Consider the following 19,675-nt stretch of genomic DNA (forward strand, 5'->3'; position numbering starts at 1 on the left):
TAGGATAATTTTCATCTAGAATTCATCATTCACAATTGCTATTAATAATCACATAGAAAAAGTTGAGCGAGAAGTTATAATCGCAGTAGCATCATGATTTCAAATTGTTTGTTGCCTTCAGGCGTTACTAACTGTAAAACAACACTGGTTAAGTACAAAACAAGAAGAGCAGGAGTAAACTTTTTGATGATTAATTTCAACGTATGTGTGAATTGTAATGAATCTGTTTTAACAGTTATATCTAAATTCTAAATTTCAAAAAATATAATCATTTAAGCCATTAGCTTGCAGCAAATTTTATTAAATAATTCAGAGCCTATACTTGTTGAGGAGATTGTACGAACAGTCCCCCAGCAGCGCATAGTGGTGCGTGGTATCTGGGGCGGACAAGCCGTCTTTGCTAAGGTTTTTTATGGTGCCCGTGCCAAGCAGCATTATTTGCGCGATTTGTCAGGCGTGAATTATTTGGCAGCTGCGAGTATTTTAACGCCACCCTTGTTAGGTCAAGATGAGTCTAGCGTTGATGGTGCATTGGCTTATGTATTAATTTTTGCCGCAATTGCTGACGCGGTTAATACGGAGCAATTGTTGGCTACATCAAGCCAGCAGGCTCGGTTTGATTTGGCCGCCAAGCTAGTCAAGGTAGTGGCAAGCCATCATCAAGCTGGTTTGCTGCAAACAGATTTGTACCCAAAGAATTTCTTAGCCACAACTGAGCATATTTATACGATTGATGGCGATGGTATACGCCATTATGCAAAGTTAGATCAAAAAACAGCTTTGCATAATCTGAGTTTATTGTTATCAAAATTTGATGTTTTAGATCTTGAATATTGGATCGAAGACTTGTTGACGGTTTATGCGCAAGCTCGAGATTGGAAAACATTCCCGCATCGAACCACTGTGCCGCGGTTGGTCAATACATATCGTCAAAAAACCGCATCGATGTATGCAGATAAAAAAGTGTTTCGTCAGTGTACGGATGTCAATATTCAGCAGTATCGACATTGCTTTGTTGCTTGGGCTAGTGATTTTTCAAGTTTACCTATTCCATCGGAAACTGAGCAGCTTGATGCTTTGGTTGCTAAGGCTAGCTTGCTTAAAGGCGGCAACACGTGTACGGTCGCATTGGCTAAATTTGGTGGTGCTGATGTGGTCATCAAGCGCTATAACATCAAAAACGTGACGCATCGCTTAAGTAGAATGTTTCGCCAAACACGAGCTTCTGTTTCTTGGGCAAATGCTTATCGGTTACAATTTTTCGGGATTAATACCCCTAAACCTATCGCTCTAATTGAGCAGCGAGACTTTTGCTTAAGAGGCAAAGCTTACTTCTTAAGTGAATATGTCGAGGCGCCAGATGTAGCCAGCTATTTCGCCCAGATTGAAGCATCTGCCACACGTGATGAGACTGTTAAAGAGATAGTCCAGTTGTTTTACCGCCTTTATTTGCTAAAACTATCTCATGGCGATATGAAATTCAGCAATATCAAAATGTTGGACGCTCGTCCTATGTTGATTGATTTAGACAGCATGCAACAGCATCATTGTCAATATTTCGCATTAAAAGCACATGCAAAAGACTTACGACGCTTTATGCGAAATTGGAAAGATGACACATCCCTGTATAATGCGTTCTTACAGGCTTTTAAAGTGGTTTATGTAGATCATTCTCCGCTCATAAAAGCGAAAATTTTAAGTGATTGAATTTTATTTACATAAAATTCGACAATAATTTAGTAGAGTTAACTCAATGATTGTATTAGGTTTATCAGGTGCATTAGGACACGACGCTTCAGCGGCCATCTTGGTCGATGGTAAAATTATTGCAGCAGCGGAAGAAGAGCGTTTCATTCGCGACAAGCATGCGAAAAATAAATTTCCGTATGAAGCTGCAAAATTTTGTATGAAGCAAGCCGGTATCAAGCCAGAACAGGTTGATATTGTTGCTTTCCCTTATGCGGAAATTCCATTAAGTACGAGTGCGCGCTGGCATTATGCTAAACGCCACTGGTACGCACCGGATCGTGCGCTAGATGCCATTTTTAACGGTAATCGTCGTTTCCGTCGTAATCGTGATAAATCTTTGAAACTGATGGCTGACTTGGGCTTAACTAACGCTAAGTTCGTGCCAGTTGAGCATCACTTAGCGCATGCTTCAAGTGCTTATCATTTGAGCGGTTTTAAAGAAAAAACTGCGATCGTTGGCATTGATGGCAAAGGTGAGTATGCGACCACATTCTTTGGTTATGGTGAAAACGGAAAAATTCATAAAATCAAAGAATTTTATGATCCGGATTCGTTAGGCGGCATGTATGGTGCAATCACCGAGTATCTTGGTTTTGAGATGCTGGACGGTGAGTTTAAGGTCATGGGCATGGCGCCATATGGCGATGCAAGTAAATATGATTTGTCTAAGCTAGTCACGTTTGAGAACGGTGATTTGCGCGTCAATACTGAGTTGGTGAACGTGGTTGGCTTACGTCGCTATAAAGAGAATGGTAAAGGCTATTATTTCACGCCTGAGTTGATTGAATGGTTAGGCCCTAAGCGCCACGGCGATGAAATTGATGATCCTTACATTCACTATGCCGCTTCTGTACAAGCGTTGCTAGAAGATGTTGCGCTGAAAATGATCGATTATTACCTTGGTGATATTATCAAGGAAACTGGTCGCATTGCGATGGCGGGTGGCGTTGCACTTAACGTGAAATTGAACCAACGCATTATTGCGATGCCTCATGTAAAAGAGCTGTTCGTACAGCCTGCATCAGGTGATAACGGCACTTCATTGGGCGCGGCTACCTATGCTGCACATTTGGCTGGCGATTCAATTCAGAAAATGGAGCATGCTTACTTAGGGCCGGCTTTTACCTCAGAAGAATGTATTACTGCATGTGAAGCGCATCCAGAAAAACCTATTTTTACGCGTGTAGAAAATGCACCGCAAAAAGCTGCCGAGTTATTGGCGAGTGGTAATCCGTTAGCATGGCTACAAGGCCGTATGGAGTTTGGCCCGCGCTCATTGGGTTGCCGTAGTATTTTAGGTGACCCAAGTTATCCGGGTGTGGCAGATCGTATTAATGCGCAAATTAAATATCGTGAGCGCTGGCGTCCATTCTGTCCGAGTATGCTTGATCGTGTTGCACCTGATATTTTGCAGACTGAGCATCCTGCGCCTTATATGACATTCACGTTTGATGTGGCCGAGCATTGGAAATCACGTATTCCAGAAGTGGTGCATGAGGATGGTACCGCACGTGCGCAAGTGGTTACGCGTGAAACCAACCCGCGCTATTACGAGCTAATTGAGCATCTGGAGCAGCTACGAGGAGTGCCGGTGGTGTTGAACACATCATTGAACCGCCGAGGCGAACCGATGATTTGCTCACCGACCGATGCCTTGAATATGTTTTATGGCTGTGACCTAGAGTATTTGATGATGGAAGATGTTTTGGTCACAAAAAAATGATTTGATATCAATCAAGTAAGTGTAAATTCATATCAAACAGGCCGCTAAATTAGCGGCTTTTGTTTGACGATAAGCCTTAGTTTAGCGATAATCGGGGTTGAGGTTTGTCTTTACTTAGTAAGTCATTTTTATTATTAAGTTCCGCTAGTTAAGTCAGTTATCTGAGTAGAGTGTCTAAAATTATGAAACAGTCCCATATAGAAGTTACTGAACGTATTATTGAGAAAAGCCGCCCAACGCGTACGGCTTATTTGAACCGTTTGGATGATATTGTCAATCGACCACGTGGTGCAGACCGCCTTGGCTGTGCCAACGTAGCCCATGCTTTTGCTGCGATGCCAGCTAATGATAAGTTACGTGTTGTTGTAGAAAAAGCACCTAATATTGGTATTGTGACCGCATACAATGAAATGCTTTCAGCGCATCAACCGTATGTAAACTACCCAGATATTATTCGTGACGAAGCCCATAAATATGGCGCTACAGTACAAGTAGCAGGCGGCGTGCCTGCAATGTGTGATGGCATTACCCAAGGTGAGCCTGGCATGGAGCTTTCGCTATTTAGCCGCGATACCATTGCCATGAGTACCGCTGTTGCGCTTTCGCATGATGTGTTCGACGCAGCATTACTACTAGGCGTGTGCGATAAAATCGTTCCAGGTCTGTTAATTGGTGCCTTACAGTTCGGGCATTTGCCATGTGTATTTGTACCAGCTGGCCCAATGAGCACTGGTATTGATAACACCACTAAATCTAAAGTGCGTGAGCAATATGCGCAAGGTAAAGTAGGGCGCGAAGAGTTGCTCGCTTCTGAGTCTGCTGCATATCACGGTGCTGGTACCTGTACGTTCTACGGTACTGCCAATAGTAACCAAATGTTGATGGAAGCAATGGGCTTGCATGTACCTGGTGCTGCGTTTGTGCATCCGCACGAAGGTTTACGCGAACTATTAACACGTGAATCTGTAAGAATGGTGTTAAATAACGTCAAAGCTAAAAACTTTACGCCGATTGGTCGCTTAGTTGATGAGCATGTGATTGTTAACGCCATGGTTGCCTTGCTGGCAACTGGCGGCTCAACCAACCATTTGATTCACTGGGTGGCGATTGCGCGTGCTGCAGGCATTATTATTGACTGGACAGATTTCTACCATTTAGCTAAAGCAACACCATTGTTGGCAAGTGTTTACCCTAACGGTAAAGCTGACGTGAATGAATTCCAATCTGCGGGTGGTCCTGCATTTGTGATTCGTGAGTTGATTGATGCCGGTTATATGTTCCCTGATGTGTTGACGGTAGCGCACGGTGGCTTACGTGAATACGGCAAGTTACCAGTTAAAGAAGAGAATAAAGTGGTCTGGAAAGACCTGCCAAAAGAAAGCAGCGATGAAACCATCGTGCGTACAGCGGCATTCCCATTCAACGAGTCAGGTGGCTTACGTTTACTTAAAGGCAACTTGGGTCGTAGCGTGATTAAGATTTCAGCAGTGCCTGAAGATCGTCATATTATTGAAGCACCGGCAATTGTGTTTGATGCACAAGAAGAGTTGTTAGCTGCATTTGACCGTGGTGAGTTAGAAAAAGATTTTGTCGCTGTGGTGCGTTTCCAAGGTCCTAAAGCCAACGGTATGCCAGAGCTGCACAAGTTAACACCACCAATGGCTGTGTTGCAGAATAAAGGGTTTAAAGTGGCGATTGTGACTGATGGCCGTATGAGTGGCGCATCTGGTAAGATTCCAGCAGCAATCCACTTAAGCCCAGAAGCTTCAGCTGGCGGTCCATTAGCCAAAGTGCGTGATGGCGATATTATTCGCTTAAATGCGACGGTAGGCATGGTCAACGTGCTGGTGGATGAAGATGAGTGGGCGGAGCGTGAAATAGCAGAGCTTCCAGATAGTAAGCGCCATAGCAATGCACACGGTTTTGGTCGTGAGTTGTTTGGTGGTATGCGCCGCAATGTACTGTCAGCCGAAGAAGGCGCAGTAACCTGGTTGTAACTTTACAAATCAAACGATAACGTTGTTGCATTTCGCTTGCCGTACTATTCGTACTGTCTACGCTCATGCGCCTAGTTATCCTTTGATTATCAAAGTTTCTGAACTCGTTTAAAAATATAATTGATTTTGAAACGGTTAGATTACGCACCTTAGATTGCGCACTCTAGATATTTTGCTTTAACCGGTTTTTAAACCGAAAAACATAAATTTATTAAATAGGTAGAGAAAATGAGTACATTAGATTTAGCTAATCACGGTCCAGTGATTCCAGTGATTGTGATTAACCGCGTAGAAGATGCTGTGCCAATGGCAGAAGCGCTACTTGAAGGTGGTATCAAGGTATTAGAAGTAACATTGCGTACATCATGTGCATTAGCCGGTATGGAGCAAATTGCTAAACACGTGCCAGATGCAATTTTAGGTTCAGGCACAGTGCGTAACCTTAAAGATGCGCAAGCTTCTAAAGATGCTGGCTGTCAGTTTGCAGTTAGCCCAGGCTACACCAGCGAGTTAGGTCAATACGCACGTAAAATTGGTTTGCCGTTGTTGCCAGGCGTTTCAACAGGTTCTGAAATCATGATGGCAAATGCGGATGATTACTACTTCTTGAAACTATTCCCAGCAGTTGCTGTGGGTGGCATTAACCTATTAAAAGGTTTTGCTGGTCCATTTGGCGATGTGAAATTCTGCCCTACTGGCGGTGTAACAGTTGAAAGTGCACCACAGTTCTTGGCATTGCCTAACGTAGTTGTTTGTGGTGGTACATGGTTAACACCAGCCGATGCTGTAGCCCGCGGCGATTGGGCACATATTACTAAATTAGCTAAAGAAGCTAGTGCAATTAAAGCCGCTTAACTGAATGTTGTGAGCTGGTGAATTTCACTCGGGCTTAATATCAGCAGGCTATCATCGGGCTTTGTACTAAATTTAGTACAAAGCCCTTTTTTATTGAGATTCAAAGTTTGGATAGAGTTTGCAAATAGATATCAAAAAATATAAAACCATCGTATTTGATTGTGATGGCGTAGTGCTTGACTCTAACGTGGTTAAAACTGAAGCCTATTTTCGAACCGCAAAGAGCTTAGGTGCTACCGATGAGCAGGCGCAGGCACTGGTTGATTATCATGTGCGGTTGGGCGGTATTTCTCGTTATCATAAGTTTGATTACTACCTACGTGAAATTACGCATCAACCTGTCACAAAAGAAGCTATTCAGATTTTATTAGATGAATTTGCACGGGAACTCGAAGTAGTGTTGATCGAGTGTCAGATAGCCGAAGGCTTAAGCGCATTGCGACAAGCTACGCCACAGGCAAGCTGGATGATCCTGTCAGGGGGAGATCAGCAAGAGATTCGCAATTTATTCGCTAAACGTGATTTGGCCAAGTATTTTGACGGGGGATTATTTGGTAGCCCTGATAACAAAGATACCGTATTGGCACGCGAGAAAGAAAACGGTCACTTGCAGTTTCCTGCCTTGTTTATTGGGGATAGTAAATATGATTTTGAAGCAGCAACGCGTGCAGGTTTAGATTTTGTATTTCTAAGCGATTGGACTGAGGTGGCTGATTGGCAAGCATTTTGCCAAGCGCATCAAATTCATGTGGTGAAAAACTTATTGGCCTTATTGTAAGTACTTGACCGAATGCTACCTAGCTTAACTTAGGCGAGTCTGACCTAGACTAGCTTTGACTGATTGGAATCACTTTTTTGATGACATCATCTGGCTTGATGTGAACAAGGCAATTTAGGTGACCTAAAGGGCACTCACGTTTAAAGCATGGGCTACATGCTAAACCAAGGTATTCAACCACTGCATTCGGGTGCATTGGCGGTGTATGGTGAGGGTCAGACGAACCGTAGATGGCAATCAGGTGTTTATCTAAGGCTGCGGCTACGTGCATGAGGCCAGAGTCATTACTGATAACGGTGTCGCACATGGCCATCAGGTCAATCGCCTCACCAAGTTTGGTTTTTCCGCCAAAGTCAGCACAGCGGTTTTGTGTTTTCTGGTTGATGGCGGAGGTGACTGGAATGTCTTTTTCCGAACCAAACAGCCATACTTGCCAACCTTGATCTAGAGCTTGATTAGCAACCTCTGCGTAGTGTGCAATCGGCCAGCGTTTTGCCTCGCCGAACTCTGCACCTGGACATAAACCTAGTACCTTGCTTGTTGGCTCAACTAAGCCCATCCTATTTAATACCGATAATGCATTGGTTTTGTTATATTCCAGCGTAGGAATAGGTATGGGCGAAGATAACGTCTGCGTTTTGCTTAGACCTAGGTTTACAAAGCGCTCAACAGTTTTCTTTAGTTTGGTTTTGTCCAGTGGCCGAACATCATTAATAAGGCCATAACGCATTTCACCTAAGTAACTCGTGCGCTGTTTAATATTGGCAGCCCAAGGGAGTAAGGCAGATTTGAGTGAGTTAGTTAAAACAATGGCTTGTGTATAGCCTTGGTTTCTCAGTGATTTACCAAATTTTATTCTGTCAAGAAAGGCTAGTTCGCCATGTTTAAACGGCAGTGGAATCTTGCCGGAAACTTCAGGCATGCGTTCTAGTAAAGGCAGTGTCCAAGCTGGTGCTGCCACGTCAATAATGCAATCTGGCTGGTTGCTCTTTAGTACTTTAAAAAGACTTTGAGCCATTACCATGTCACCCACCCAGGCAGGGCCAAGCACTAGAATTTTGTTGGTTGTGTTTGTCATTAATGCGTTAACGTTGATGCGGGTGTTTTTGTATTTGCATGGATGAATATTAACTATTCATTTTTTTAATGATATTGCTGGTACTGCGGCCTGCCACTAAGTCGATTAACGCAATCTCACCACCCCAAGACTCAACCTCTTTTCCACCTACTACCTGGTCTGCCGTGTAGTCGCTACCTTTTGCAATCACGTGCGGTTTAACCGTATTGATTAAGCTAAGTGGTGTATCTTCATCAAACAGGATGACGGCATCTACAGACTCTAATGCTGCCAGTACACGCGCACGATCATTCTCATGCACAACTGGGCGGGTTGGTCCTTTAAGCGCACTTACGGAGCGGTCGGTATTTAATCCTAAAATTAGTTTGTCACCGCGTTTCTTTGCTGCTTCTAAATAAGTCACATGGCCTGCATGTAGTAAATCAAAGCAGCCATTGGTAAATACGATTTTTTGATTAGCTTTTTTCCAAGTGTCAACTTTTTGCATAAGATGGGCTAGGTCGCACATTTTATGCGCTTGCTCAGAAGATTGCTCGCTGGCTAAAGCTTCAATTAAATCATCGCGGCTAATAGGCACAGTGCCTACTTTACCTACCACAACACCAGCCGCAATGTTGGCAAGTTGCAATGCTTCCAACGGGCTAAGCGCGTGCATTAGGCCTGCAGCAAGGGTGGCGATCACAGTGTCACCTGCACCTGAAACATCAAACACCTGTTTGGCTGTAGCTGGTAATAAGTGACTGGTGTCATCAATCAATGAAATACCCTCTTCGCCACGTGTGACCACTAAAAACTCTAGGTCTAGCGTATTTTTGAGTGCGGTTGCTTTATCAATTAAGTTGGCATCATGGATGGAAACAGCACAAGCCTCAGCAGTTTCCTTTTTGTTCGGCGTCAGTGCTGTCGCGCTTTTGTATTTGCTGTAATCATGCCCTTTAGGGTCAACAAGCGTGGTAATGCCTTGTGCATTACACATTTCAATAATTTGCTGGCACACCTCGGTACTTAGTAAACCCTTTGCATAGTCAGACAAAATGACGATTGTGGGTTTAAGTGCAATTTCTTCAGCAATAGCGTGTAACAATTGCGCATTTTCGTCTGCGCTAAATGTGGTGCTGTTTTCCTGATCTAAGCGCATCATTTGTTGATGTCCGCCTAAAATTCTGGTTTTGGCGACAGTAGGGCGTTGATTTGAGCGGATCACATGATTGATATTGATTTTGGTATCAATCATTAAATTCAGCAGAAGGTTGGCTTCATTATCTGCGCCAACACAGCCAATGATATGGGTTGTGATGCCCAGTAAGGATAAGTTGGCGGCCACATTCGCGGCACCGCCAGCTCTATCATGCTGCGACTTTATCAATACGACTGGAACCGGTGCTTCTGGAGAAATACGGTTTACTTCTCCCATTAGGTAACGGTCTAGCATCACATCGCCAATCACTAGCGCATGCTGATTGAGATTGCCGAAGTGTTTAACAGTATCGAGAAGTTTTTGTTGGGTCATGGTGGATGAGATTATACATCTAACAATGTTATATTCGCTTGTCATTGCGGCCAAAGCAGGTGTTCGGCGCCTTTAAATACATTGGAGCCCCAATCTGTGTTGGAGCCCTGATGTAAGTGCTTTAATCAGATTCTAGAATCTCACATAGTGAGTGACCAACAAAGATATGCGCTTCTTGAATGCGCGCAGTCACGCTGGATGGGATGACGATATTGTAGGTGCACAAATTGTTTAGCTTGCCGCCAGTGCCACCAGTTAAGCCTACTGTTGTTGCACCAATCGCGTTTGCAGCTTCAATCGCGCTGACAACATTTGCGCTGTTGCCACTAGTAGTAAGTCCAATCACTAAGTCTTCTGGACGACATAGCGCTTCGACTTGTCGTGCAAAAATGTAGTTGTAGCCGTAATCGTTGCCAACTGAAGTAAGAATCGAGGTATCAGTTGTTAGGGCGATAGCAGGCATGCCTTTACGCTCTTTTTTAAATCGACCGACAATTTCAGCAGCAATATGCTGGCTATCTGCGGCGCTGCCGCCGTTACCCATGAGGAATATCTTCCCACCATTTTTAATGGTGTTCTGCATGGCGATGCCTACATCACTAATCAGTGGAAAAAGTGGCTCTAAGGCATTAAACATCGCCATATGCGCAGCGTGTTCGCCTTTTAGATAATCAACATACTTATTAGTCGTACTCATTAGCAGTATTTATCCTCTTGCGTTAAGTAATTTTGCACATAGTCACGTACGCCGTCTTCTAAGCTGTGAAACGGTTGAGTGTAACCTGCGCTTGCAAGTTTGCTCATGGCGGCCTCTGTGAAGTATTGGTACTTGCCCTGTAAGTCTTGAGGCATGTCCACAAAGGTAATGTGAGGCTCACGATTCATACTTTGCATGACATTGGTCGCCAAGTCTTTAAAGCTACGTGCTTTGCCAGTGCCAATATTGTAGATGCCATTTGGTGCTGATTTAGTAGACAGTGCCGACTCAAGAAAGTAATTTACAACGGCAGCAGCATCTTTGACATAAACAAAGTCACGCATTTGCATGCCGTCCTCAACCCCCGCTTTTGTGCCTTTAAACAGCTTCATCGTACCAGTTTCGCTGAACTGATTGAAGGTGTGGAATGCTACGCTTGCCATACGATCTTTGTGGTACTCATTTGGACCATACACATTAAAGAACTTAAAGCCTGCCCAATTAGGTGGTGTCGGTAACTTTTTGTTAACCTGACGCAATGCCCATTGGTCGAAAAAGTGTTTTGAGTAGCCATAGCCATTGAGTGGACGCAGATTCTCTATACTTGCATCGTCATAACCCAAATTACCATCACCATAAGTGGCAGCTGAGCTTGCATAGAAAAATGGCACTTGATGATTGGCACACCAAGTCCATAAGTTTTGTGAATACTGAATATTGGTTTCGACCAGTTTATTAAAGTCGCGCTCAGTCGTGGCACTAATAGCACCCATATGAATCACTGCTTCAATATCCGTACGGCCTTTATTGTCTTCGCCGTTAAGCCAAGACATGAGCTGATCTTTATCTAAGTAGTGTGCGTACTGGCGATGTGCGAGGTTTTGCCACTGTTCTTCGTGCGTGATGCGGTCGACAATGACTAAATCATCGCGTTTTAGTTTGGTGTTTAGATGCCATGCAATGATAGAGCCTATCATGCCAGCGCCGCCAGTAATTACTATCATGGGTTAATACCTAATTCATCAGTACGCTGCAAAAATCTAAGCAGCTTGTTTAAATTTATAAAGTACTCAGTATAACGCTTATTAATTATTGGCTAAACTTTGAGCTCTTAATTTTGTCATTTCAGCGTCTTTTTTAGCTGCATTTGCATCCCAATCAGTACTTACCCAGCCTTGTAGATTTTCTAACGCAATGGTTGTCATTGCGTGTATCCATGCATCGTTCTCATTAAGGGCTGGAATATAGCGAAACTCTCCACCACCATTGCTTTGGAATATATGTTTACCTTCCATGGCAATTTCTTCTAACGTTTCGAGGCAATCGCTAGAAAAGCCAGGGCAAATTACATCGATACGATTTACTTTGGCTTTACCTAAAGACTCCAACATGTTTGCTAAGTAAGGTTTTAGCCACTCTTGTTTACCAAAGCGTGATTGAAATGCGATCGCATATTGATCTTTATTTAATCCAAGTGCCTCTGCTAATAGTCGTCCAGTTTTATGACATTCGCAGTGGTACATATCCCCTTTAAGCAGATGAAACTTTGGCACACCATGAAAGCTTATGATTAATTGATTTGGCTTACCATTGATGCGCCAATGCTCGCGCACGCTTTGTGCAAGCGCTTCAATATAAGCAGGGTGGTCGTGATAGTGTTTAATGGTACGAATTGCTGGCACATTACGTGTTTTCAGTAAGGTACGCCAAACGGCATCTAATGCACTTGCTGTGCTGCTTGCAGCGTATTGTGGATATAGCGGAAACACTAAAATGCGGTCACAGTGCTGTGCTTTTAGTGTCTCAATGGCACTGGCCATAGAGGGGTTGCCGTAACTCATGCCTAATTCTACGGTGAATGGGGAGTTGATTTTTTGCGCCAAAAAGCCACGTAATAGCAATGTTTGTTTTTTTGCATGCGCCATTAACGGTGAGCCTTCATTGGTCCAGACGCTAGCGTATTTTTCTGCGGATTTTTTGGGGCGAATCACTAAGATAATGCAGTTTAAAATAAGCCACCAAATCGCCCGTGGAATTTCTACAATACGGCGATCGCTTAGAAATTGACGTAAATAAGGTCGTAATGCTTTTGCAGTAGGTGCATCTGGCGTGCCTAAGTTTGCAAGCAAAATGCCCACTTTTAGTTGGTCACCATGGTCGTATTTAGGTTCTGGATTGTAATATGACATTTTATCAATCTATTTATAATAAGTTTGGTAGCAACCTCTTAAGTTGAGGCTATTTTTGTTATTCTTTACTGAGATGACAGTGCGTTTGACAATAACTTTGCGGTGACATCAACAATGGGAATCACTCTCTCGTATGCCATGCGGGTAGGGCCAATCACGCCCAGTGTGCCTACGACTTGCCCATCTGCTTCATAGGGTGCGGTAATCATGCTGCATTCGTCCAGAGGTAAGTAACCACTTTCACCGCCGATAAAGATCTGTATGCCTTCTGCACGTTGGCTATTGTCTAATAACTGCATCAGACTAGTGCGGCGCTCAAAAATCTCAAACAGCTTGCGCAAGCTTGTCACATTGGTAGATAAGTCGTCCACTTGCAATAGATTGCGTTCGCCTGCAATCACTACGCCATCATCATCCGTTTTCTTGCTGCTTGCTTCGAGTGCAGCTGTCATCAGTTGGTTCATGTCGTTCTGCATTTGCTTAAGTTCAGCATGTAACTTTTGCTGAACCTCTTCAAAAGTATGGCCAGAAAAGTGCGCATTGAAATAATTACCAGCTTGCGTCAGTTCGCTAGCGCTAAAAGGTTTTTCAGTGAGGATAATGCGGTTCTGTACGTTACCATCGCTGGTCACAATGATGACCAATATTCTTTTGTCTGATAGCGTTAAAAATTCTAAGTGCTTAAATGCAACTCGTTTGCGCTTTGGGGTCATCACTACGCCCGCAAACTGCGTTAGCTGCGATAGCATGTCTGCTGCATTTGCAATCAGCTCGCTAGGGTTCGGTGACGATAAGCCGCTTTTAAGTTGCAGTAGAATTTGAGTATCTAGTGGCTTTACCGTAAGTAGCGAGTCCACAAATAAACGATAACCTTTTTGTGTGGGTATGCGCCCTGCTGAGGTATGTGGGCTGGCAATGAATCCAAGTTGCTCCAAATCGCTCATGACATTCCTAATGGTTGCAGGGCTGACGTCTAGGCCAGAATGCTGCAATAGGGTGCGCGAGCCGATAGGTTGACCATCACTAATATAATGTTCAACTAAAGTTTTAAGTAAAATTTGCGAGCGTTTATCCACACCTCAAATTATCAGGTAGTTGGCTTAATTAGGCAATCTTATTAGATCGTTCAGCTGTTTTCTTTTTTCGAAAAAAGAGCGTGTTGGAAATATAAAATCTAACACTCCTATATCAGTTTTAGTCTGTCAGTGAATGGATTAGAGCTATCTTGGGATTATTTGGGTAAATTCATGACTTAATACATTTTTTGCAAATATATTTTGTATCTAGCTTTGCTAAGATTTCCTGACTATGTTTTAATTCTGCCGTGCAGACAAACTTTAAAAAAATAGCGCTTATCGGCAAATATATGAACGTATCGGCTTTGCAGTTGATGCGAAGTGATTTGGCTGATTTAGCACAGCATTTAGCCGCCAAAAACCACGAAGTGTGGATTGAGGCAAATACGGCACATCATGCTCAGCTTGCTGAATATAAGACCTTAACATTAGGTGATATTGGACAAACCGTTGACCTTGCGATTGTCATGGGTGGGGATGGCACAATGCTCAGTGTGGCTCGCAGTCTGATTGATACCGAGGTGCCGCTGGTGGGTATCAATCGTGGACGTTTTGGGTTTTTAACTGACTTACGCGCAGAAGATATGCTCGTAGAAATTGACCGCATGCTTACTGGCGATTTCATCAAAGAGCCTCGCATGTTACTGTCTACAAATGTGGTAAGAGACGGCCAGGTTGTTTATAGTAGCCATGCACTTAATGATGTCGTGATTAAAAGCGGATTGCGCTTGATAGAGCTGGAAATCGAAATCGACGGCAAGTTTGTTTACAAGCAACGTAGCGATGGCTTAATTATAAGCACACCAACTGGCGCCACTGCCTATGCGCTGTCTGCAGGCGGTCCGATTTTACACCCTAATTTAGAAGCAATCTCGCTAGTGCCAATCTGTCCGCACACATTGAGCAATCGACCAATTGCAGTGAATAGTGCTAGTAATATTGTAGTGACGGTCGTGCAGTTTGATGAAGCGCAACTAAGCTTTGATGGGCAGTTTCAGGTAGGCTTGGAAATTGGCGATAAAATCGTGGTGCAACGTGCTGAAAAAACAATCTCATTATTACACCCAATAGAGTACTGTTATTTTGATATGCTCAGAAACAAGCTCAATTGGGGTTGATTTCACCGTCAATTTTTCAAAAAATTGCTGTCACAGCTTGTGTTCATCTCGTTTTCTTCTGATAGGTGACTCAGTGTTTACATTGGATGCAGGCAAAAATTGATCTATATTAATCGTCTTAATGCTACCCAATATTGCTTAAAGCCTTGTCATTTCGATATGGCAATAAAATGGATTAATTGAATTATGCTACACACGCTTTCAATTCGAGATTTCGTCATTGTTGATCGGCTTGATCTGGATTTTCAATCTGGATTTACAGTGCTGACGGGCGAAACTGGTGCAGGTAAATCTATTTTAATCGATGCACTATCCCTAGCGCTAGGTGCGCGTGGCGAAGGTGGTGTGACGCGATCAGGCTGTGATAAAGCTGAGATTAGTGCAAGCTTCTCATTGCAAAATAACGATGAAGCTTTAACTTGGTTGGCTGCGCAGGAAATTGCTCATGATGAACCTGAGTTACTGCTGAGACGTGTCATTTATGCCGATGGGCGCTCGCGCGCTTTTATTAACGGCACTTCAGCGACTATGCAGCAGCTTAAGGAGTTAGGTGAATTCTTAGTCGATATCTACAGCCAAAATGCGCATCACTCTTTACTTAAGCCGGCTACACAACGTCAAATTTTAGATGAGTTTGGTGGCTTGATTGATGTGGCCAACAATGTCGCTGAGCAGTATAAACTTTGGCACCGTCTGCATGTGACGCGCTTAGCACTGGAAAAGAACGCCGAAGCTTATGCGGATGAGTTGGCATCGTTACGAGATGACGTGCGTGAACTGACAGCACTCGCGTTTAATGAGCAAGAGTGGGATGCGCTACAACAAGAGCATGTGCTACTTTCAAATGGCGCTAGTCTCATTACCAGTGGAGAAGCTTGTGTGGAGCTGCTTAGTGAAGGTGAGTTGTCAGCGCTAAATTTGTTAGCGCAAGTGCAGCATCACCTGCAAAGCATGCAAGCCTATGATACAAGTCTGGTAGAAGTGTCGGAGTCACTTGATTCTGGCATGATTCAATTGCAAGAAACTAGCCGATCTTTAAATCGATATATTCAGCGTATGGAATTAGATCCTGCGCGCTTGAGCGAAGTAGATGCGAGAATTCAATCGATTCATTCTGCGGCACGCAAATATCGGTCACGTGTAGAAGATTTGCCAGTGTTGCTTGAAGGTTGGCAGGCTAGAATGGTGGAGTTGTCTGGTTTTGCAGATGACGGTGCGCTTGCAGAGCAAGAAGCTGCGGCATTCAATCAGTATAAAAAATTAGCTGAGCACTTGAGTGCCGGTAGAAAAACTGCGGCATTAACCTTACATCAAAAAATTACAGCAGAGATGCAGCATTTATCTCTAAGCGGGGGCCAGTTCTTGGTAGAGTTGGCGCCAGTCGCTCCAAGTGCTAATGGCTTGGAGCAAGTCGAGTTCTTGGTTGCCGGCCATGCAGGCGTCGCACCGCGCTCCTTAAGTAAAGTAGCTTCTGGTGGCGAATTGTCTCGAATCAGCTTGGCCATTCGCGTGGTGACTGCGCAGCAAGGCAGCGTACCAACCATGATTTTTGATGAAGTTGACGTTGGTATTGGTGGCGGGGTGGCTGAGGTGGTTGGTAACCTGCTTAAGCAGCTGGGTCAGCAGCGGCAGGTGTTAGTGATTACGCATTTGCCACAAGTGGCCGCGCTTGGTAAGCATCATTTACGCGTAAGTAAATCTCAAACAAATGGTCAAACCTTAAGTACTATCGCAGCACTGGATGCTAATGACCGCGTAGAAGAAGTCGCGCGTATGTTAGGTGGGATTGAAATTACCTTAACAACAAGAGAGCATGCAAAGGAAATGTTGTTAAGGTAAGTGGCTGCTCTGGCTGTGAGCAGCTAGTTGTTTTACTCTTTACTTTCGCAAGGTTGTTTAGTGCAAACGCCATAAATAGTCAGGGAGTGATCTTGCATGGTGAAGCCTAATTTTGCCGCTGCGCTTTCTTGTCTTTTCTCGATTTCTGGATCGTAAAACTCTTCTACGCGGCCACATTTGATACAGACAATATGGTCATGATGACCACCGCTATTCAGTTCAAAGACGGCTTTTCCACTTTCAAAGTGGTGTCTAACTAGCAACCCGGCTTGTTCAAACTGTGTGAGCACACGATACACAGTAGCCAAGCCAACATCCTCACCAGAGTTAATCATGATTTTGTAGATGTCTTCAGCAGACAAATGTCGGTCTTTGCTATTTTCAAATAGGTTTAGCACCTTGAGTCGTGGCAAGGTGGCTTTTAATCCCGCATTTTTTAAATCTTTTTGATCTTGCATAATTTTAGAATGTTCACAATTAGTAAAGGTGGATGTTTTTGCTTGGGGCGCTACGTGGTATATTAACGCCAATTCAAATTAAAGTCATGATATGCGTTATTTTTCTACTTTACGTTATCTAATCGTTTTACTCGGCCTGCTGTGTTCCGCATGCGGTACTGCATTGCCAAGTGTTAAGCCATATAAACTAGATGTCCAGCAGGGTAATGTGGTCACATCCAAAATGCTCTTGCAACTGCGACCAGGTATGACGAAGTCGCAAGTCCGTTTTATTATGGGTACGCCACTTATTCAAGATAGCTTTCACGGTAATCGCTGGGACTACGTGTATCAAATGCGCGAGGCTGGTAAGGTCACCGAACAGCGTCGCGTTATTCTTGATTTTGAAAAAGATTTATTAAAAACCGTGCGTGGTGATGTGATTCCAAGCGGTAGCACTAAATCCGATGGTGTAGACGCAAATGGTAATACGGGTACCCGCATAGTCGAGCCTTATAAAAAGCCTGAAGAAAAAAGCTTAATCAATAAGCTGAAGTTTTGGGAAAAAGACGATGTTACACAGCCTAAAATAGCTACGGAAAAAGCGCTTGTAAAAAAAGAGTCTGATGAGGTTGTAAAGGCTGAAGTTGCGCCGGCTGAGGTTGCTTCGGATACTGATGCATCTAAGTCTATGCTTGCAGTTCCTTTGGATGTGCCAATTGCACCAGCTGCTGCAGCAAGTGCAGTTGCTGCACCTGTAGAGGCTGTTGCTGAAGTAAGTCAAGCGGTAGTTGCTCCGTCAAATGAGCCTGCGGTTTCGAGTGAAGTTGTTAAAGAGCCAGTCGCCGAAACTGTGGCTCCATCTGTTGAGAGTCCTGTTGCTTTGCCGCCAGTGGTTGAGCTGCCTGTTAATTCTCCATCTTATGAATCTTCGTCTGGCATGGTGTTTGATCGTCAATTACGATCATTGCCTGAAGAAGTGGAGCCGGAAGTGGTTGCTGAAATTCCTACAACACGCGTAGGTAATAAAGTGACACCAACACCAAAAGGTGTGCCGCAAGAGAGTGAACCGAGCTTTTTTGATCGTATGTTAGAGAAGATTGGTTTTTAATCTTTTCTAACAGTAATTTGTAGAATTTGATAGGTTGTTGATATGGTTAATCCATTAAAAATTGTAATTGCTGGCTGTTCTGGCCGTATGGGGCATGCGTTGTTGGAAGGTGTGTTTACGGATGCTGAGTTGGTGCTGCATAGCGCGCTAGATCGTGCTGATAATGTTCATCTGGGTCGTGATGCGGGTGAGCAGTTTGGTTGTGTGTCAGGTGTAAGCGTGGTCTCTGATATTGATGTTGCGCTAAAGGGCGCTGATGTGCTGGTGGACTTTACAAGACCAGAAGCGAGTATGGCTTATTTGGCAGCATGTCAAAAGCATCAGGTGAAAATGATTATTGGTACTACAGGTTTTTCTATTGAAGAAAAGCAGGCTATTGAAGTCGCTGCAAAGGATATTGCCATTGTATTCGCACCGAACATGAGTGTTGGTGTGACATTGCTGATTAATCTGGTTGAACAAGCTGCCCGTGTGTTAAATGAGGGTTACGATATTGAAGTAGTGGAGATGCATCATCGCCACAAGGTTGATGCACCATCTGGCACCGCTTTGCGTTTGGGTGAGGCGGCTGCGCACGGGCTGGGTCAAGACTTGAAAGATTGTGCGGTATATGCGCGTGAAGGTGTGACTGGCGAGCGTGAGGCTGGCAAAATTGGCTTTGCAACAATGCGTGGCGGTGATGTGGTCGGTGATCATACGGTGGTGCTTGCGGGCATTGGTGAGCGCGTGGAGCTTACTCATAAAGCGAGCAGTCGCGCTACCTTTGCGCTGGGTGCGTTGCGTGCTGCCAAGTATTTAGCTGATAAAACATCTGGCTTGTACGATATGCGAGATGTATTAGGTTTGCGTTAACAGCTAAGCAATGGTGCAAGTTCACCGTCATTTCTACTTGGTTTTACTCAGCATCCTCGGTGCTGTGTTTGCTTGGTCTGCAATCAATCCTGCTGATAGGTTAACATGGGTGCTAGAAGTGGCACCTGTTGTGATTGTATTACCTATACTGGTTTTTACTTACCGTTCCTTTGTATTTACTCCGCTGGTTTATGTGTTGATATTGATTCACGCGCTCATCTTATTGGTTGGCGGTCATTACACTTACGCCGAAGTGCCTTGGTTTAATTGGTTGCGTGACACTTATGAGTTGTCTCGCAATTATTACGATAGGGTTGGCCATTTTGCACAAGGATTTGTGCCTGCGATGGTGGCTCGTGAAATCTTATTGAGAAAATCTCCCTTAGTGCCTGGCCGATGGCTACTTTTCATTGTGAGCTGTATATGCCTAAGCATTAGTGCCTTTTATGAGTTGATTGAGTGGTGGGTGGCAGCCTATGAGGGCGGTGCTGCGGATGCTTTTTTAGGGACGCAAGGCGATGTGTGGGATACTCAGTGGGATATGTTGATTGCATTGGTAGGGGCCATCACTGCGCAAGTGTTTTTGGCAAAAGTTCATGATCGGCAGATGATGAATGTGTCACGTTGACATTGATTAGTCGGATTTTTTTCGCTATAATTCGTTAA

The 19,675-nt window shown here is 44.1% G+C and carries 17 protein-coding genes; 10 read left to right on the top strand and 7 right to left on the bottom strand.

Annotated features, from left to right (window positions below):
• Positions 1-285: 285 nt before the first annotated feature.
• The 5 genes from FG24_RS07500 (at position 286) to FG24_RS07520 (ending at position 7,102) form a co-directional block, all read left to right on the top strand.
• Positions 286-1,707, top strand: a complete 1,422-nt coding sequence (locus FG24_RS07500) for a lipopolysaccharide kinase InaA family protein (protein ID WP_051901474.1) — start codon at positions 286-288, stop codon at positions 1,705-1,707.
• A gap of 46 nt (positions 1,708-1,753) precedes the next feature.
• Complete coding sequence (locus FG24_RS07505) at positions 1,754-3,472, top strand: carbamoyltransferase family protein (protein ID WP_036302304.1); 1,719 nt, start codon at positions 1,754-1,756, stop codon at positions 3,470-3,472.
• A 182-nt stretch (positions 3,473-3,654) separates the two neighbouring features.
• Positions 3,655-5,469, top strand: a complete 1,815-nt coding sequence (gene edd, locus FG24_RS07510) for a phosphogluconate dehydratase (RefSeq protein WP_036302305.1) — start codon at positions 3,655-3,657, stop codon at positions 5,467-5,469.
• A gap of 228 nt (positions 5,470-5,697) precedes the next feature.
• Complete coding sequence (eda, locus tag FG24_RS07515; RefSeq protein WP_015832665.1) at positions 5,698-6,324, top strand: bifunctional 4-hydroxy-2-oxoglutarate aldolase/2-dehydro-3-deoxy-phosphogluconate aldolase; 627 nt, start codon at positions 5,698-5,700, stop codon at positions 6,322-6,324.
• Between the two features lie 118 nt (positions 6,325-6,442).
• Positions 6,443-7,102 (top strand): HAD family hydrolase, encoded by a 660-nt coding sequence (locus FG24_RS07520; protein WP_036302308.1) that lies wholly within the window; start codon positions 6,443-6,445, stop codon positions 7,100-7,102.
• A 49-nt stretch (positions 7,103-7,151) separates the two neighbouring features.
• On the opposite strand, the gene waaF is transcribed toward FG24_RS07520, so the two are convergent.
• The 6 genes from waaF to hrcA all read right to left on the bottom strand — a co-directional run bounded on the left by waaF (position 7,152) and on the right by hrcA (position 13,652).
• Positions 7,152-8,180, bottom strand: coding sequence for a lipopolysaccharide heptosyltransferase II (gene waaF / locus FG24_RS07525; RefSeq protein ID WP_036302309.1), 1,029 nt, complete (start codon positions 8,178-8,180; stop codon positions 7,152-7,154).
• Between the two features lie 49 nt (positions 8,181-8,229).
• The gene (rfaE1, locus tag FG24_RS07530; protein ID WP_036302310.1) at positions 8,230-9,690 is read right to left on the bottom strand and encodes a D-glycero-beta-D-manno-heptose-7-phosphate kinase; all 1,461 of its coding nucleotides are present in this window, start codon (positions 9,688-9,690) and stop codon (positions 8,230-8,232) included.
• 121 nt (positions 9,691-9,811) lie between these two features.
• Complete coding sequence (locus FG24_RS07535) at positions 9,812-10,387, bottom strand: SIS domain-containing protein (protein WP_036302312.1); 576 nt, start codon at positions 10,385-10,387, stop codon at positions 9,812-9,814.
• Entirely contained in the window at positions 10,387-11,391 is a 1,005-nt protein-coding gene (rfaD, locus tag FG24_RS07540; RefSeq protein WP_036302314.1) for an ADP-glyceromanno-heptose 6-epimerase, read from the bottom strand. Before rfaD ends, FG24_RS07535 begins: the two co-directional genes overlap by 1 nt.
• Positions 11,392-11,472: 81 nt before the next feature.
• Positions 11,473-12,576, bottom strand: coding sequence for a ferrochelatase (hemH, locus tag FG24_RS07545; protein ID WP_036302316.1), 1,104 nt, complete (start codon positions 12,574-12,576; stop codon positions 11,473-11,475).
• A gap of 65 nt (positions 12,577-12,641) precedes the next feature.
• Positions 12,642-13,652 carry a heat-inducible transcriptional repressor HrcA gene (gene hrcA / locus FG24_RS07550; protein WP_036302317.1) on the bottom strand — a complete coding sequence of 337 codons (1,011 nt, stop codon included), beginning with the start codon at positions 13,650-13,652 and terminating at the stop codon, positions 12,642-12,644.
• Between the two features lie 248 nt (positions 13,653-13,900).
• On the opposite strand from hrcA, the gene FG24_RS07555 reads away from it, so the two are divergent.
• Both FG24_RS07555 and recN read left to right on the top strand, forming a co-directional pair.
• On the top strand, positions 13,901-14,770 hold the full coding sequence (locus tag FG24_RS07555; RefSeq protein WP_081880956.1) for an NAD kinase: 870 nt from the start codon (positions 13,901-13,903) through the stop codon (positions 14,768-14,770).
• A 186-nt stretch (positions 14,771-14,956) separates the two neighbouring features.
• A complete protein-coding gene (gene recN, locus FG24_RS07560; RefSeq protein ID WP_036302320.1) occupies positions 14,957-16,609 on the top strand; it encodes a DNA repair protein RecN in 1,653 nt (550 codons plus the stop codon).
• Between the two features lie 32 nt (positions 16,610-16,641).
• Here recN and fur read toward each other — a convergent pair whose 3' ends face one another.
• Positions 16,642-17,067, bottom strand: a complete 426-nt coding sequence (gene fur / locus FG24_RS07565) for a ferric iron uptake transcriptional regulator (RefSeq protein WP_036302322.1) — start codon at positions 17,065-17,067, stop codon at positions 16,642-16,644.
• A 91-nt stretch (positions 17,068-17,158) separates the two neighbouring features.
• Between fur and FG24_RS07570 the strand changes: the two genes are divergently transcribed.
• Genes FG24_RS07570 through FG24_RS07580 form a run of 3 tightly spaced genes read left to right on the top strand, consistent with a single transcriptional unit; the run spans position 17,159 to position 19,637 of the window.
• The gene (locus tag FG24_RS07570) at positions 17,159-18,157 is read left to right on the top strand and encodes an outer membrane protein assembly factor BamE (RefSeq protein ID WP_036302324.1); all 999 of its coding nucleotides are present in this window, start codon (positions 17,159-17,161) and stop codon (positions 18,155-18,157) included.
• Between the two features lie 42 nt (positions 18,158-18,199).
• The gene (gene dapB / locus FG24_RS07575; RefSeq protein WP_036302325.1) at positions 18,200-19,009 is read left to right on the top strand and encodes a 4-hydroxy-tetrahydrodipicolinate reductase; all 810 of its coding nucleotides are present in this window, start codon (positions 18,200-18,202) and stop codon (positions 19,007-19,009) included.
• Between the two features lie 10 nt (positions 19,010-19,019).
• Entirely contained in the window at positions 19,020-19,637 is a 618-nt protein-coding gene (locus tag FG24_RS07580) for a DUF2238 domain-containing protein (protein ID WP_036302326.1), read from the top strand.
• The last annotated feature ends 38 nt before the right edge of the window (positions 19,638-19,675 follow it).

Source organism: Methylotenera sp. L2L1, assembly GCF_000744605.1.
Lineage (GTDB): Bacteria > Pseudomonadota > Gammaproteobacteria > Burkholderiales > Methylophilaceae > Methylotenera.